We start from the raw sequence: 14147 nt of genomic DNA on the forward strand, positions 1-14147 counted from the left end.
CATGTCCAGTTTGATTAACAGTGCCATGAGTGGCCTCAGTGCTGCGCAGTCGGCACTCAATACCGTCAGTAATAATATTTCAAGCTATAACGTGGCAGGTTATACCCGCCAGACGACAGTGCTGGGCGCGTCGAACAGCACGCTGACCGGCGGTGGCTGGGTAGGTAACGGGGTTTATGTCTCCGGTGTCCAGCGTGAGTATGATGCATTCATTACCAACCAGCTGCGCGCCGCGCAGACCCAGAGCAGCGGCCTGACTACGCGCTATCAGCAGATGTCAAAAATCGACGATGTGCTCTCGGATACCACCAACTCGCTCTCTACCACGCTGCAGGACTTCTTCAAAAGTCTGCAGACGCTGGTGAGCAACGCGGAAGATCCGGCTGCGCGCCAGACGGTGCTGGGCAAAGCGGATGGCCTGGTCAATCAGTTTAAAACCAACGATCAGTATCTTCGCGATCAGGATTCTCAGGTGAATACCGCGATTGCGACCAATGTTGATCAGATCAATAACTATGCGAAGCAAATAGCTAACCTCAACGATCAGATTTCCCGTTTGACCGGTGTGGGCGCAGGGGCATCGCCAAATAATCTGCTCGACCAGCGTGACCAGTTGGTTAGCGAGCTTAATAAGATCGTAGGTGTAGAAGTTTCCGTCCAGGACGGTGGCACCTATAACGTCTCATTTGGTAATGGCTACAGTCTTGTTCAGGGTAGCAAAGCCAATCAGCTGGCGGCTGTGAAATCCAGCGCAGATCCAACGCGCACTACCGTTGCATATGTGGATGAGGTCGCGGGTAATGTTGAAATTCCTGAGAAACTGCTCAACACAGGTTCATTGGGCGGTTTATTGACGTTTCGCTCTGAAGACCTTGATAAAGCGCGTAATACGCTGAACCAACTCGCACTGGCATTTGCCGATGCAATGAATACTCAGCATGAGGCAGGCTTTGACGCTGAAGGTAATGCTGGTGGTGCGCTGTTTAACATCGGCTCTCCGGCGGTGGTAAGTAATAGCAAAAACAGCGTTCCGGGTGCCTCTATTTCTGCCAGCATTGCAGACAGCTCTCAAGTGCAAGCTACAGACTACAAAGTAGAATATAACGGCACTGACTGGACGGTTACCCGACTTTCTGACAAAACATCTTTTACAGCGGCGCCAGATACAAACGGCAAAATGTCCTTTGACGGTTTGACTATTAACGTAAGCGGAACGGCTACTAACAAAGACAGCTTTATTGTTAAGCCAGTGGCGAATGCTATCGTGAATATGAGCGTGGCGATTTCAGATGAGTCTAAACTTGCCATGGCTTCAGAGGCTAACGGTGGTGAAAGTGATAATCGTAACGGCAAGGCTCTGGTCGAGTTACAAAACAGCAAAGTGGTTGGCGGGAATAAGACCTTCAACGATGCCTATGCCTCACTGGTCAGTACTGTGGGTAGCACCACTGCATCATTGAAAACGAGTAGTGCGACCAAAAATAATGTTGTCACACAACTCAGTAACCAGCAGCAGTCCATTTCTGGGGTAAACCTCGACGAGGAGTATGGCAACCTGCAGCGTTATCAACAGTATTACCTTGCAAACGCCCAGGTATTGCAAACGGCCAATACGCTCTTTGATGCGTTAATTAATATTCGCTAAAGACGAGGTAAACAATGCGTATTAGCACCCAGATGATGTATGAGCAAAATATGCGAGGGATCACGGACTCCCAGAGTCGCTGGTTAGGATTTGGTGAACAGATGTCCACGGGGAAACGTGTAAATCGGCCTTCAGACGATCCTATTGCCGCTTCTCAGGCGATTGTACTTTCTCAGGCACAGTCACAGAACAGCCAGTATGCTCTGGCGCGCACTTTTGCTACGCAGAAAGTTTCTCTTGAAGAGAATGTACTTGGACAGGTCACCACGGCTATTCAGGCTGCACAAGAGAAGATTGTTTATGCAGGTAATGGCTCATTAAGTGATACCGACCGCGCGTCAGTGGCAACAGATTTAAAAGGGATTCGCGATCAGCTGATGAATCTTGCAAATAGCACTGACGGCAATGGACGTTATATTTTTGCCGGTTACAAAACTGACAATGTGCCATTTGATCTAACCAATGGTGATTACAATGGCGGCGCAGTACCGATCTCTCAGCAGGTTGATTCTGCACGTAACATGCAGATTAGCCATACAGGGACTGAAGTCTTTGATACTTTTACCAGCAATGCTAAGCCAGAACCTGATGGCAGCACACCTGAAACCAATCTGTTTAAAATACTGGATAATGCTATTACAGCACTTAATACGCCTACCGAGGGTGATACAACGAAGGTTGATGCACTTACGGATAGTGTCAATAAAGCGAATCGAGGTCTAAGCAATTCGCTGGATAATGTTTTGACAGTACGTGCCGACCTGGGAACCAAATTGACTGAACTGGACAAGCTTGATGAACTTGGCGATAACCGCGCGCTTGGACAAACTCAGCAGATGAGCGACCTGATTGATGTGGACTGGAACGCAGCGATCTCCTCTTACACCATGCAGCAGGCCGCGCTGCAGGCATCTTATAAAGCGTTTAGCGATATGCAGGGCATGTCCCTGTTCCAGCTGAACAGATAACATCTTGACCTCTTGGAACATGTCTTGAAACTGGGCATGTTTTACTGCCCAATCCGTGTGGATTGGGCATTTTTTTTACGCGATTTCTGCCGGTGCGGAGGCGACGCGTGCACTTTCAATCAGACGTATTGCCAGCGCAATGACACCGCATACCGTTGCCAGGGCAACCACGCCCGTCCAGCCAGCCAGCGTGTAGATTTTACTCCCCGCAGCCGAACCCAGCGCCATGCCGATAAAGACCACCGTAAAGAGCAGGGCGTTAAGACGCCCCCTGGCCTGAGGCTCAAGGCTATAGACCAGATTCTGGTGCGCCACCAGACTGGACTGCAGCCCCAGATCAAACCCGATGGCTGAGACAGCAATCAGAATCAGTTGTCCATGAAGACCCAGCGCGGGCATCAGGAACATCAGGGCAAACGAGACGGTAACCAGTGCCGCGCCAAGCTGCGTGACTTTTCCGGCGCCCAGCTTGTCCGCCAGACCTCCCGCCAGCGGGGCGGCTAAGGCCCCCGCGGCCCCGGCAATACCATAACCACCCGCGACGGCGCTCCCCAGGTGATAGCGCTCCAGCAGCATGACCGCCAGCGTTGACCAGAAGGCGCTAAAGGCAATCGACAGAAAACCCTGTGCCAGTGCTGCACGACGCAGAGCCGAATAACGACGCCACAGATGTTCCATTGAGCGCATCAGGGCGGGATAACTCAGCGTGGAGTGAATGGCAAAACGCGGGAGTACCCGCCACATCACCGCCCCAATAAATGCGATGCTTACAGCGGCCAACTGATACATGACGCGCCAGCCAAAAGCTTCGCCCACCACACCGCTGACGGTTCGCGACAGCAAGATACCCATCAGCAACCCTGTCATCACGGTTCCCACGGTTTTTCCCTGTTTCCCTTCGGGGGCGAGGATAGCCGCTGCGGGAACGATATCTTGTGCCATGGTCGCGGCCATGCCAATCAGCAGGCTTGCCAGCAGCAGTGAGTGCTGCTGCCCGGTCAGGCTGCAGCCCAGCAGAAACAGTGCCAGGGCGGCGCTTTTTATCAGGATTAACGTCCTGCGGTCGTGACGATCGCCAAGTGGCAACAGAAAAAGAATACCGAGCGCGTAGCCTGCCTGGGTCAGCGTCGGGACCAGCCCCATCCCTTCAATACTAAGATGAAGGTCGGCGCCTATCAGCGGCAGCAGCGGTTGCGCGTAGTAAATGGATGCGACGCTAAAGCCAGCCCCCAGAGCCAGCATAAAAATCACCCAGCGACTGGCGGCATGGGGAGCAGTTGTTGTGTTCATAAGACGTTCCTCACTCATAATGTGCCGCTATTTTTTATCACTACGCCTTGCGACGGTAGAGGGCCTGGTGGTAAAACGCTTATACGTTTGGCGTATAGCAGGGAAAATGATGAAGCGAGTTGAGCGTATAGACAGGGTTGAACTCATGCGCACATTTGTTCGTATTGTGGAAAGCGGATCGCTATCCGGGGCGGCAAGACTGCTTGCGACGAGCCAGGCCACGGTGAGCCGCCGTCTTCAGTCTCTGGAAACGCTGCTGGGGGTACGGCTTTTATTGCGAACCACCCATGCAACAAAACTTACCGATGACGGCGAGCGCTGCTATCAACATGCCCGGCGGGTCATTGATAGCTGGCTGGCACTGGAAGATGAAATCGGTCAGACAGAGGACGAGCCGGTCGGGGTGTTACGGGTACGTGCACCGCACGCCTTTGGGCAGGATCAGCTTCTGAGGCCGTTAACGGAGTTTTTGCAGCGTTATCCTCAGCTGTCGGTGGAGTGGATGCTCAACGATAAGTCGGTGGATTTTCTGAGCGACAATCTGGATTGTGCTATTCGAGTTGGCGCAGAGGTGGATCCGGCAACCGTCTCCGTGCTGCTGGCGGAAGTGCCACGCTGTGTGGTGGCTTCGCCTGCGCTGCTGGACCAGTTTGCGCCGGTTCACACACCGGAGGATCTGCAGGCGCTGCCCTGGATTGCCATCAGCACGTTCTATCAGCGACATGTGGAGTTGTGGGATGATCTTGCGCAGGTAAAACGCATCTCCATTGCGCCACGGCTAAGCGCGGATAGCCTGCATGTTGCGCGCAATACCGCCCTGACAGGGTTAGGGGTGGCGATGGTTTCAAGCTGGACGGTCAAGGAGGATATCCAGGAAGGGCGCTTAGTGCATTTGCTTCCACAGTGGCAGCCCGCCGCGCTCCCGGTTCATCTGGTTTATCCGTGGTCGCGTTATTATCCGGCGCGTTTACGCCGTTTTCTGGAGATGATGAAGAGGGTAATGCCGGACATTGCGGGTATGAGAAAGCCGGCACGCGAGCAATAAAAAAGCCGACCCGAAGGTCGGCTTTTTACGCTATGTGTCGTTACTCAACAGACTGCGGACGGGTAGCCGGTGCCGTCGCCTGATGCGTTGCACTGTGGCCACCGGCAGAGCCTTTACCGTCAAAGTTGAACGCAGGGCGGACCCAGTCACTGTGACGCGGCGCTTCCGGCACATATTCCGGCGCTGGTGCGCGAGTCATCGGGGCTGTCGCAACGTGAGCAGGGGCCGGCGCTGTGATTACCGGCTCGGCTTTCACTTCTGGCTCTTCTGCTTTCGCGGCTTCACGCACCGGTTCGACGTCAATTTCAACGTCCTGAACCACGTCTTCAGTCACGGTTTCAACAACCACGTCCGGGGTCTCTTCTACCGCTGCTGCTGGCTGAACCTCAGCAACAACGTCTTCAGCGACCACGGTGTCTTCTTCAGCAATAAGCTGCGGTGCGGCGTCAACCGGCGCGGCAATCACTTCAGGGTGCGTGGTTTCAACGTCTACTGCATGAGGCGCTTCTGACTCAACGGCCTGTGGCTCAACCACGATAGCGGCTTCATTTACCGCTTCTTCAGTTGCGGCTACCGGGGCAATCACCTCTTCGGTGACAGCCTGTTCTTCCACAACCTGCTCCTGACGAGCAACCGGGTAGCGGATCCAGACTTTACCGGAAGCCATTTCAGGAGACGCGCACGCCACGGTTAATGGCATTGGCGACTGTGTCGGATAACGCTCGTCGCGATAACGACGACGACGTTGACCGCTGACGCGCAGGTGACGCGGAGAGCGGCGTGAACGACGTGGCATACCCGCGTTATCACGGCCTTCACCGTTATCGTCTTGCTCAGCGTTGTTTTCGACGACGGCCGGCAGATCCACTTTCGCCAGTTGGGTGCCCGGTGCAGTGTCACTTGCTTCTGCAGGGACGATGACGGTCTCTTCCACCGGCAGGGCGCCTACACGCACTTTCTGTGAAAGCTGGCGCTGCTTACGACGCGGCATAACCTGAGTACGTTCTTCCTGCTCGCTTTCCTGTTGTTCAACAGGCTCTTCGCGGTTCAGGTTTTTGACTTCCTGCTGCGCCTGGCGCTTCTCGTCGTTACGACGACGGCTACGCTCACGGCGTGGCTGCTGCTCGTCGCGCTGTTTGCTCTTCTCAGACTCATCGCCCGCCTGCTGGCGAATTTCACGATCTTCAACATTCTGTGGTTGCTTCTCGCGACGGTTGCGACGGTTGTCTTCGCGTTGCTCACGACCCTCATTATTGTCCGAACGGTTGTCACGGCGTTCGTTACGGTCATTACGATCGTTACGGTCACGGCGGTTGTTCTGACGTTTACGACGGTCCTGCTGACGTTCAGGTTTCGCTTCTTTCGGTGCTTCTTTCGGTTGCTCAGGCTGCTGGACTTCTTCGCCTGCAAACATCTTCTTCAGCGCACCGAAGAGGCGGCTCAGCAGACCCGGTTGTTCTGGCTGGGCTTTGACCGCAACGGCTTCTGGTTTTTGCGCAACCGGTTTGGTCACGGGTTTTTCCAGTGCCGTTTCTGGCGGAGCTTCAGGCATGATGAAGGTCGCTAAGGCTGGCTGCTCTGGCAGTTTGCGCTCGGCAGGTTCTTCATCGGAAGGCAGCGCCATCTCTTCTTCATGCAGCTTAGGCAGCAGATAGCTGAGCGTGCTGGTCTCTTCACCCTTACGGACACGCAGCACGTGGTAGTGCGGAGTTTCCATCTGATCGTTAGGCACGATGATGCAGCGAACATCGCCCTGGCGTGATTCAATTGCGCTGACGGCCGCACGTTTTTCGTTCAGCAGGTAGGACGCAATTGGCACGGGAACAATGGCATGAACCTCTTTGGTGTTCTCTTTCAGCGCTTCTTCTTCAATCAGACGCAGAATAGAGAGGGACAGAGATTCGTTATCACGAACGGTACCGGTACCGGAGCAGCGCGGACAGACGTGATGGCTGGATTCACCGAGTGAAGGGCTCAGACGCTGACGGGACATCTCCAGCAAGCCGAAGCGTGAGATATGGCTAATCTGGATACGAGCACGATCCTGACGTACCGCTTCGCGCAGACGGTTTTCAACCGCACGCTGATGGCGAACAGGGGTCATGTCGATAAAGTCGATAACAATCAGACCACCCAGGTCACGCAGGCGGAGCTGGCGGGCGATTTCATCAGCGGCTTCAAGGTTGGTGTTGAAGGCGGTCTCTTCGATATCACCGCCGCGCGTAGCACGTGCGGAGTTGATGTCGATGGCGGTCAGCGCTTCGGTCGTATCAATAACGATAGAACCACCGGATGGCAGACGCACTTCTCGCTGGAAAGCGGATTCAATCTGCGATTCGATCTGATAGTGGCTGAACAGCGGGATTTCACCGGTGTACAGTTTGATTTTGCTGGTGAAATCCGGACGACCCAGCGCAGCAATGTGCTGGCGCGCCAGCTCAAGCACTTTCGGGTTATCGATCAGAATCTCACCGATGTCCTGACGCAGGTAGTCACGGAAGGCACGCACAATCACGTTGCTTTCCTGGTGAATCAGGAACGGCGCTGCGCGGCTTTCTGCCGCTTTCTGGATTGCTTCCCAGTGCTTCAGACGGAAGCTTAAGTCCCACTGCAGCGCTTCGGCAGATTTGCCGACGCCTGCGGTACGCACGATAAGCCCCATGCCGTCAGGCAGCTCAAGACTTGCCAGCGCTTCTTTCAGCTCGGTACGGTCATCACCTTCGATGCGGCGAGAGATACCACCGGCGCGCGGGTTGTTTGGCATCAGAACCAGGTAACTTCCCGCAAGACTGATAAAGGTGGTCAGTGCGGCACCTTTGTTGCCACGCTCTTCTTTATCAATCTGAACAATGACTTCCTGACCTTCACGCAGCACATCTTTGATGTTTGGGCGGCCATGGGAGTTATAGTTTGCAGGGAAATATTCGCGGGCGATTTCTTTCAGAGGGAGGAAACCGTGACGCTCAGCACCGTAATCGACAAATGCAGCTTCAAGGCTTGGTTCAATGCGGGTGATTTTACCTTTGTAAATGTTCGCTTTTTTCTGTTCGTGTCCAGGACTTTCGATATCCAGATCGTACAGGCGCTGCCCATCCACAAGGGCGACACGCAACTCTTCTTGCTGAGTTGCGTTGATTAACATTCTTTTCATCGTAACTTACTCGTTATTCTTACATTGACGACAAAGCTGCGGGCAAGGTGACGCTTTCCGGGGTATGAACCGATGGCCTCGTGTCTATTCACGTCGCCAACCTCACGGTTGTCGCTCGCTTAAGAGGCGCAGAGTGTCGGTTGCCTGTATTTCATACGGAAACACAGCGCAATTATCAGGGGAATTGCCTGGGTAGAACTCTCCAGAGAACAATCCTTATACCGGGAAGTACTGCAACCCGCAGCCCGCTAACTGCCTGAAAGATCAATACGTCTTACGCCATTGCTGCGTGGATGATCGGTCAGACAAAATTGGTCATTCCGTCGAGATCCTTACTTAACCAGGATTTAACACGGAAAACGAGTTCATTATTCCACTGCTCGCCGGGTTATAGCAAGATGACTTTTACCAATTATCACCCGGTTACTCACAGTTTCTTCACTTCAAGGTGGTGATTGGTTTAATAACCACCAAATCGATTGCGTGAAACAGGGGACAGGCCGGATAAAAGTAAATATAAGCATAGAAAAATGAGTGGCGCTAATGGCTGACGATATTTAGAATCGCCAACCATGAAAACAGAGACTCCAGCCGTAAAAATGGTTGCCATCGCGGAAGACGACGCGGGGCAACGTATCGATAACTTTTTGCGCACCCAACTCAAAGGCGTGCCAAAGAGCATGATTTACCGCATCCTGCGCAAGGGTGAAGTGCGGGTTAACAAAAAACGCGTGAAGCCTGAGTACAAACTCGAAGCCGGTGATGAAGTGCGTATCCCGCCGGTCCGTGTTGCGGAACGCGAAGAAGAGGTCGTTTCACCCAGGTTGCAGAAAGTGGCCGCCCTGAGTGACGTTATCCTTTATGAGGATGATCATATCCTGGTGCTGAATAAACCGTCAGGTACCGCTGTCCATGGCGGGAGTGGTCTCAGCTTTGGCGTGATTGAAGGCCTGCGTGCGCTGCGCCCTGAAGCCCGTTTCCTTGAACTGGTTCACCGTCTCGATCGCGATACCTCCGGCGTGTTGCTGGTCGCAAAAAAACGTTCTGCCCTGCGTTCCCTGCATGAGCAGCTGCGTGAAAAAGGGATGCAGAAGGATTATCTGGCGCTGGTTCGCGGCCACTGGCAGTCCCACGTTAAGGCAGTGCAGGCACCTTTGCTGAAGAATATTTTGCAAAGCGGTGAGCGCATTGTACGTGTGAATCAGGAAGGGAAGCCGTCTGAGACGCGTTTCAAAGTGGAAGAGCGCTATGCGTTCGCCACGCTGGTGCGCTGCAGCCCGGTAACCGGCCGTACCCACCAGATCCGCGTACATACGCAGTATGCCGGTCATCCGATCGCATTTGATGACCGCTATGGCGACAGGGAGTTTGATAAGCAACTGGCGGGCACCGGGTTGTCACGCCTGTTCCTGCATGCGGCGGCACTGACGTTCACTCACCCGAATACCGGCGAAACAATTCGCATTGAAGCCCCCCTTGATGAGCAGTTAAAACGCTGCCTGAAGGTGCTGCGCGGCTGATTTGGCTGGCACTTACCGACCTGAGGTCTCTCAGGCCGGTGAGTGATGCATCAATCGTAATACTCACATCTTCAGCGGATTACACTCCTCGCGTCTGAGCATCTGGCACAATGCTATCAACGGCAACCCAACCAGCGTGTTTGGGTCACGTCCGTCCAGCTTGTCGAACAGGGCAATCCCCAGACCTTCACTTTTGAAGCTTCCGGCGCAATTGAGCGGTCGCTCCCGACGCACATAGTCGGCGATTTCCTGCTCACTAAGATGGCGAAAATGGACGTCGAAAGGTTCGCATTCGGTTTGCAGGTGACCCGAGGCGGAGTTGTAGAGTGCCAGACCCGTATAAAAGGTGACGATATTGCCCCGCGCTTGCATAAGCTGCTGACAGGCATTCGCTTCAGTGTGCGGCTTTCCGGTGATAACACCGTCCAGCACACAAACCTGATCGGAGCCTATAATCAAATGCGAAGGGTAGCGTGCGGCAAGTGATTGCGCTTTCTCCTTCGCAAGACGGGTGACCAGGTGACGCGGTGATTCGCCCGGCTGCGGCGTCTCGTCAACTTCCGGCGCCGCGCATTCAAACGGGATCCCGAGCTTTTCCAGCAACATTCGGCGGTAGGGTGAGGTGGAGGCAAGAACGAGATTTGGCATATTTTTATCACCAGATATAGCGTATCGATGCCAGCCATTTTAAACTACAGGCCGCAATGTGTGCGAATAATTGGCAAAAGGCAGCTGTGGTTGCCTTTTTCTTTGACTATATGACGTTACAAAGTTAATATGCGCGCCCTATGCAAAAGGTAAAATTACCCCTGACTCTTGATCCGGTTCGCACGGCTCAAAAACGCCTCGATTACGAAGGTATTTATACTTCCGATCAGGCTGAGCGTGTCGCCGAATCCGTAGTCAGTGTGGACAGTGATGTAGAATGCTCCATGTCGTTCGCTATCGATAACCAGCGTCTCGCCGTTTTAACCGGTGATGCAAAGGTGACGGTAACCCTCGAATGTCAGCGTTGCGGGAAACCGTTTGTACAGCATGTTCACACAACGTATTGTTTCAGTCCGGTCCGTTCTGACGAACAGGCTGAAGCACTCCCGGAAGCGTATGAACCGATTGAAGTTAATGAATTCGGTGAAATCGATCTTCTGGCTCTGGTTGAAGATGAAATCATCCTCTCCTTGCCAGTCGTTCCGGTGCATGAATCTGAACACTGTGAAGTGTCCGAGGCGGACATGGTCTTTGGGGAACTGCCTGATGAAGCGCAAAAACCAAACCCATTTGCCGTATTAGCCAGCTTAAAGCGTAAGTAATTGAGGAGTAAGGTCCATGGCCGTACAACAGAATAAACCAACCCGTTCCAAACGTGGCATGCGTCGTTCCCATGACGCGCTGACTGCAGTTACCAGCCTGTCTGTAGACAAGACTTCTGGTGAGAAACACCTGCGTCACCACATCACCGCTGACGGTTTCTACCGCGGCCGCAAGGTTATCACTAAGTAATCACGCGTCAGCGTGATTAGGCTTAGTGAGGATTTCCCCGTGCAAACGGGGAATTTACCGAACCAGGCTGTGACGATACCTTGACACGTCTAACCCTGGCGTTAGATGTCATGGGAGGGGATTTTGGCCCTTCCGTGACAGTGCCTGCAGCTTTGCAGGCACTGAATTCTAATTCGCAACTCACACTTCTTTTAGTCGGCAATCCCGACACAATCACGCCATTACTTGCAAAAGCTGACTTCGAACAACGTTCGCGTCTGCAGATTATTCCTGCGCAGTCAGTTATTGCCAGTGATGCACGTCCATCGCAGGCGATTCGCAATAGCCGGGGCAGTTCTATGCGAATGGCGCTGGAGCTGGTGAAGGAAGGACGCGCGGAGGCTTGCGTCAGTGCGGGAAATACCGGCGCGCTGATGGGGCTGTCGAAATTGTTGCTCAAACCTATTGAAGGTATTGAGCGTCCGGCGCTGGTGACGGTATTACCGCATCAGCAGAAGGGCAAGACCGTGGTGCTCGATTTGGGTGCTAACGTCGATTGTGATAGTACAATGCTGGCTCAGTTTGCCGTGATGGGGTCGGTGCTGGCAGAAGAAGTGGTCGGGATAAACAATCCCCGTGTTGCGTTATTGAACATCGGTGAAGAAGAGACCAAAGGCCTGGACAGTATTCGCGAAGCTGCCGAATTGCTCAAACAGGTTCCCTCCATCAACTATATTGGTTATCTCGAAGCCAATGAGTTGCTGACGGGGAAAACGGATGTTCTGGTGTGTGATGGCTTCACCGGGAACGTAACGTTGAAGACCATGGAAGGGGTCGTGCGAATGTTTCTTTCACTGCTTAAATCGCAGGGAGAAGGCAAAAAAAGCGCCTGGTGGTTGATTTTATTAAAGCGTTGGTTACAAAAAAGCCTGACGCGGCGATTCAGTCACCTCAACCCCGACCAGTATAATGGCGCCTGTCTGTTAGGATTGCGCGGCATTGTGATTAAGAGTCATGGTGCCGCCAATCAGCGAGCATTTACTGTCGCCATTGAACAGGCAGTGCAGGCGGTGCAGCGACAAGTCCCTCAGCGGATTGCCGCTCGCCTGGAATCTGTATTAGCTAAAAGTGACTGAGCGTACATGTATACGAAGATTTTAGGTACCGGCAGCTACCTGCCAAAACACGTGCGTACCAACGCCGATCTTGAAAAAATGGTAGATACGTCTGACGAGTGGATTGTCACGCGCACAGGTATCCGTGAACGTCGTATTGCCGCGCCAGACGAAACCGTTTCGACCATGGGTTACGAAGCCGCGCAGCGTGCTATCGAAATGGCGGGCATTGATAAAGATCAGATTGGCTTGATCGTGGTTGCCACGACCTCTGCCACGCATGCCTTCCCAAGCGCAGCGTGCCAGGTGCAAAACATGCTCGGCATTAAAGGCTGCCCGGCATTTGATGTTGCCGCAGCGTGCGCTGGGTTCACCTATGCGCTGAGCGTTGCCGATCAGTATGTTAAATCCGGTGCCGTGAAATATGCGCTGGTCATCGGTGCTGACGTGCTGGCACGTACCTGCGATCCAACCGATCGTGGGACGATCATTATTTTTGGTGATGGTGCGGGCGCGGTACTGCTCGGTCAGTCCGAAGAGCCGGGCATCATCTCTACGCATCTGCATGCCGATGGCAGCTATGGCGAATTACTGACCCTGCCTAACGCCGATCGCGTTAATCCGGATAACGCTATTTACCTGACGATGGCGGGTAATGAGGTGTTCAAGGTGGCGGTGACTGAGCTTGCGCACATTGTCGATGAAACGCTGGAAGCGAATAACCTTGACCGCTCCGCACTCGACTGGCTGGTGCCACATCAGGCAAACCTGCGTATCATCAGCGCGACCGCTAAAAAGCTGGGCATGTCGATGGATAACGTTGTGGTGACGCTGGATCGTCACGGCAATACCTCTGCGGCGTCAGTACCGTGCGCATTTGATGAAGCGGTACGTGACGGACGAATCAAACGGGGCCAGTTGGTCTTGCTTGAAGCCTTTGGTGGCGGGTTCACCTGGGGTTCCGCGCTGGTTCGTTTCTAGTATAAGGATTAAATAATGACGCAATTTGCTTTTGTGTTCCCGGGCCAGGGTTCTCAGGCCGTTGGGATGTTGTCTGAAATGGCAGCAAAGTATCCGGTTATCGAAGAGACTTTCCGTGAAGCTTCCGCTGCGCTGGGTTATGATTTGTGGGCGCTGACCCAACAGGGACCAGCCGAAGAGCTGAACAAAACCTGGCAGACTCAGCCAGCGCTGTTGACGGCATCCGTTGCGCTGTGGCGTGTCTGGCAGCAGCAGGGCGGTAAAGCGCCAGCGCTGCTCGCGGGCCATAGCCTGGGTGAATACTCTGCGCTGGTGTGTGCCGGTGTTATCGCGTTTGCTGACGCGGTGCGTCTGGTTGAACTGCGCGGTAAGTTCATGCAGGAAGCAGTACCTGAAGGCACCGGTGGCATGTCTGCTATCATCGGCCTCGATGATGCTGCGATTGCAAAAGCGTGTGAAGAATCCGCTGAAGGTCAGGTGGTGTCTCCCGTTAACTTCAACTCGCCAGGCCAGGTGGTTATCGCCGGTCATAAAGACGCGGTTGAACGTGCTGGTGCAGCCTGTAAAGCTGCAGGGGCGAAACGCGCTCTGCCGCTGCCCGTCAGCGTACCGTCCCACTGCGCACTGATGAAACCTGCTGCCGATAAACTGGCCGTTGAGCTTGAAAAAATTACTTTTAACACACCGACAATTTCCGTTGTGAACAACGTCGATGTGAAATGCGAAACCTCGCCGGACGCTATCCGTGATGCGCTGGTTCGCCAGCTCTACAGTCCGGTACAGTGGACCAAAACCGTTGAGTTTATGGCCTCTCAGGGCGTTGAGCATCTGTATGAAGTCGGCCCAGGTAAAGTCCTCACCGGTCTGACAAAACGTATTGTTGACACCCTGACTGTTTCGGCAATTAACGAGCCGGACGCGATGTCAGCGGCACTCTCGCAATAAAAGAGGAA

At 53.8% G+C, this 14147-nt stretch carries 12 protein-coding genes; 9 read left to right on the forward strand and 3 right to left on the reverse strand.

Features of this window, described 5'->3' with window-relative positions:
- The first annotated feature begins 1 nt into the window (after position 1).
- Both flgK and flgL read left to right on the forward strand, forming a co-directional pair.
- Positions 2-1645, forward strand: coding sequence for a flagellar hook-associated protein FlgK (flgK, locus tag HV340_RS08345; protein ID WP_059305444.1), 1644 nt, complete (start codon positions 2-4; stop codon positions 1643-1645).
- Between the two features lie 14 nt (positions 1646-1659).
- Complete coding sequence (flgL, locus tag HV340_RS08350) at positions 1660-2613, forward strand: flagellar hook-associated protein FlgL (RefSeq protein ID WP_063925093.1); 954 nt, start codon at positions 1660-1662, stop codon at positions 2611-2613.
- A gap of 75 nt (positions 2614-2688) precedes the next feature.
- On the opposite strand, the gene HV340_RS08355 is transcribed toward flgL, so the two are convergent.
- On the reverse strand, positions 2689-3903 hold the full coding sequence (locus tag HV340_RS08355; protein ID WP_063925092.1) for an MFS transporter: 1215 nt from the start codon (positions 3901-3903) through the stop codon (positions 2689-2691).
- A gap of 109 nt (positions 3904-4012) precedes the next feature.
- Here HV340_RS08355 and HV340_RS08360 point away from each other — a divergent pair, with 109 nt between their 5' ends.
- Positions 4013-4948, forward strand: a complete 936-nt coding sequence (locus tag HV340_RS08360) for a LysR family transcriptional regulator (protein WP_063925091.1) — start codon at positions 4013-4015, stop codon at positions 4946-4948.
- A 40-nt stretch (positions 4949-4988) separates the two neighbouring features.
- Here the strand turns inward: HV340_RS08360 and rne are convergent, their stop codons facing one another.
- Complete coding sequence (gene rne, locus HV340_RS08365) at positions 4989-8099, reverse strand: ribonuclease E (RefSeq protein ID WP_032681255.1); 3111 nt, start codon at positions 8097-8099, stop codon at positions 4989-4991.
- A gap of 572 nt (positions 8100-8671) precedes the next feature.
- Here rne and rluC point away from each other — a divergent pair.
- Positions 8672-9619, forward strand: a complete 948-nt coding sequence (gene rluC / locus HV340_RS08370) for a 23S rRNA pseudouridine(955/2504/2580) synthase RluC (protein WP_014169568.1) — start codon at positions 8672-8674, stop codon at positions 9617-9619.
- Between the two features lie 63 nt (positions 9620-9682).
- On the opposite strand, the gene HV340_RS08375 is transcribed toward rluC, so the two are convergent.
- A complete protein-coding gene (locus HV340_RS08375) occupies positions 9683-10267 on the reverse strand; it encodes a nucleoside triphosphate pyrophosphatase (RefSeq protein WP_032677877.1) in 585 nt (194 codons plus the stop codon).
- Positions 10268-10407: 140 nt separating this feature from the next.
- Between HV340_RS08375 and yceD the strand changes: the two genes are divergently transcribed.
- The 5 genes from yceD to fabD all read left to right on the forward strand — a co-directional run bounded on the left by yceD (position 10408) and on the right by fabD (position 14139).
- On the forward strand, positions 10408-10929 hold the full coding sequence (gene yceD, locus HV340_RS08380) for a 23S rRNA accumulation protein YceD (protein ID WP_014169570.1): 522 nt from the start codon (positions 10408-10410) through the stop codon (positions 10927-10929).
- Between the two features lie 16 nt (positions 10930-10945).
- Positions 10946-11119, forward strand: coding sequence for a 50S ribosomal protein L32 (gene rpmF, locus HV340_RS08385; RefSeq protein WP_003857964.1), 174 nt, complete (start codon positions 10946-10948; stop codon positions 11117-11119).
- Positions 11120-11199: 80 nt separating this feature from the next.
- Complete coding sequence (plsX, locus tag HV340_RS08390) at positions 11200-12234, forward strand: phosphate acyltransferase PlsX (protein WP_014169571.1); 1035 nt, start codon at positions 11200-11202, stop codon at positions 12232-12234.
- Positions 12235-12240: 6 nt separating this feature from the next.
- The gene (locus HV340_RS08395) at positions 12241-13194 is read left to right on the forward strand and encodes a beta-ketoacyl-ACP synthase III (protein ID WP_014169572.1); all 954 of its coding nucleotides are present in this window, start codon (positions 12241-12243) and stop codon (positions 13192-13194) included.
- A gap of 15 nt (positions 13195-13209) precedes the next feature.
- Complete coding sequence (gene fabD, locus HV340_RS08400) at positions 13210-14139, forward strand: ACP S-malonyltransferase (RefSeq protein ID WP_181216435.1); 930 nt, start codon at positions 13210-13212, stop codon at positions 14137-14139.
- Positions 14140-14147 lie beyond the last annotated feature (8 nt).

This window comes from Enterobacter sp. RHBSTW-00975, assembly GCF_013615235.1.
Taxonomy (GTDB): domain Bacteria; phylum Pseudomonadota; class Gammaproteobacteria; order Enterobacterales; family Enterobacteriaceae; genus Enterobacter; species Enterobacter ludwigii.

Bases quoted from the DNA above. Each gene is read 5' to 3' on its own strand.
- flgK (WP_059305444.1), top strand. From the start codon at position 2: ATGTCCAGTTTGATTAACAGTGCCATGAGTGGCCTCAGTGCTGCGCAG.
- flgL (WP_063925093.1), top strand. From the start codon at position 1,660: ATGCGTATTAGCACCCAGATGATGTATGAGCAAAATATGCGAGGGATC.
- HV340_RS08355 (WP_063925092.1), bottom strand. From the start codon at position 3,903: ATGAACACAACAACTGCTCCCCATGCCGCCAGTCGCTGGGTGATTTTT.
- HV340_RS08360 (WP_063925091.1), top strand. From the start codon at position 4,013: ATGAAGCGAGTTGAGCGTATAGACAGGGTTGAACTCATGCGCACATTT.
- rne (WP_032681255.1), bottom strand. From the start codon at position 8,099: ATGAAAAGAATGTTAATCAACGCAACTCAGCAAGAAGAGTTGCGTGTC.
- rluC (WP_014169568.1), top strand. From the start codon at position 8,672: ATGAAAACAGAGACTCCAGCCGTAAAAATGGTTGCCATCGCGGAAGAC.
- HV340_RS08375 (WP_032677877.1), bottom strand. From the start codon at position 10,267: ATGCCAAATCTCGTTCTTGCCTCCACCTCACCCTACCGCCGAATGTTG.
- yceD (WP_014169570.1), top strand. From the start codon at position 10,408: ATGCAAAAGGTAAAATTACCCCTGACTCTTGATCCGGTTCGCACGGCT.
- rpmF (WP_003857964.1), top strand. From the start codon at position 10,946: ATGGCCGTACAACAGAATAAACCAACCCGTTCCAAACGTGGCATGCGT.
- HV340_RS08395 (WP_014169572.1), top strand. From the start codon at position 12,241: ATGTATACGAAGATTTTAGGTACCGGCAGCTACCTGCCAAAACACGTG.
- fabD (WP_181216435.1), top strand. From the start codon at position 13,210: ATGACGCAATTTGCTTTTGTGTTCCCGGGCCAGGGTTCTCAGGCCGTT.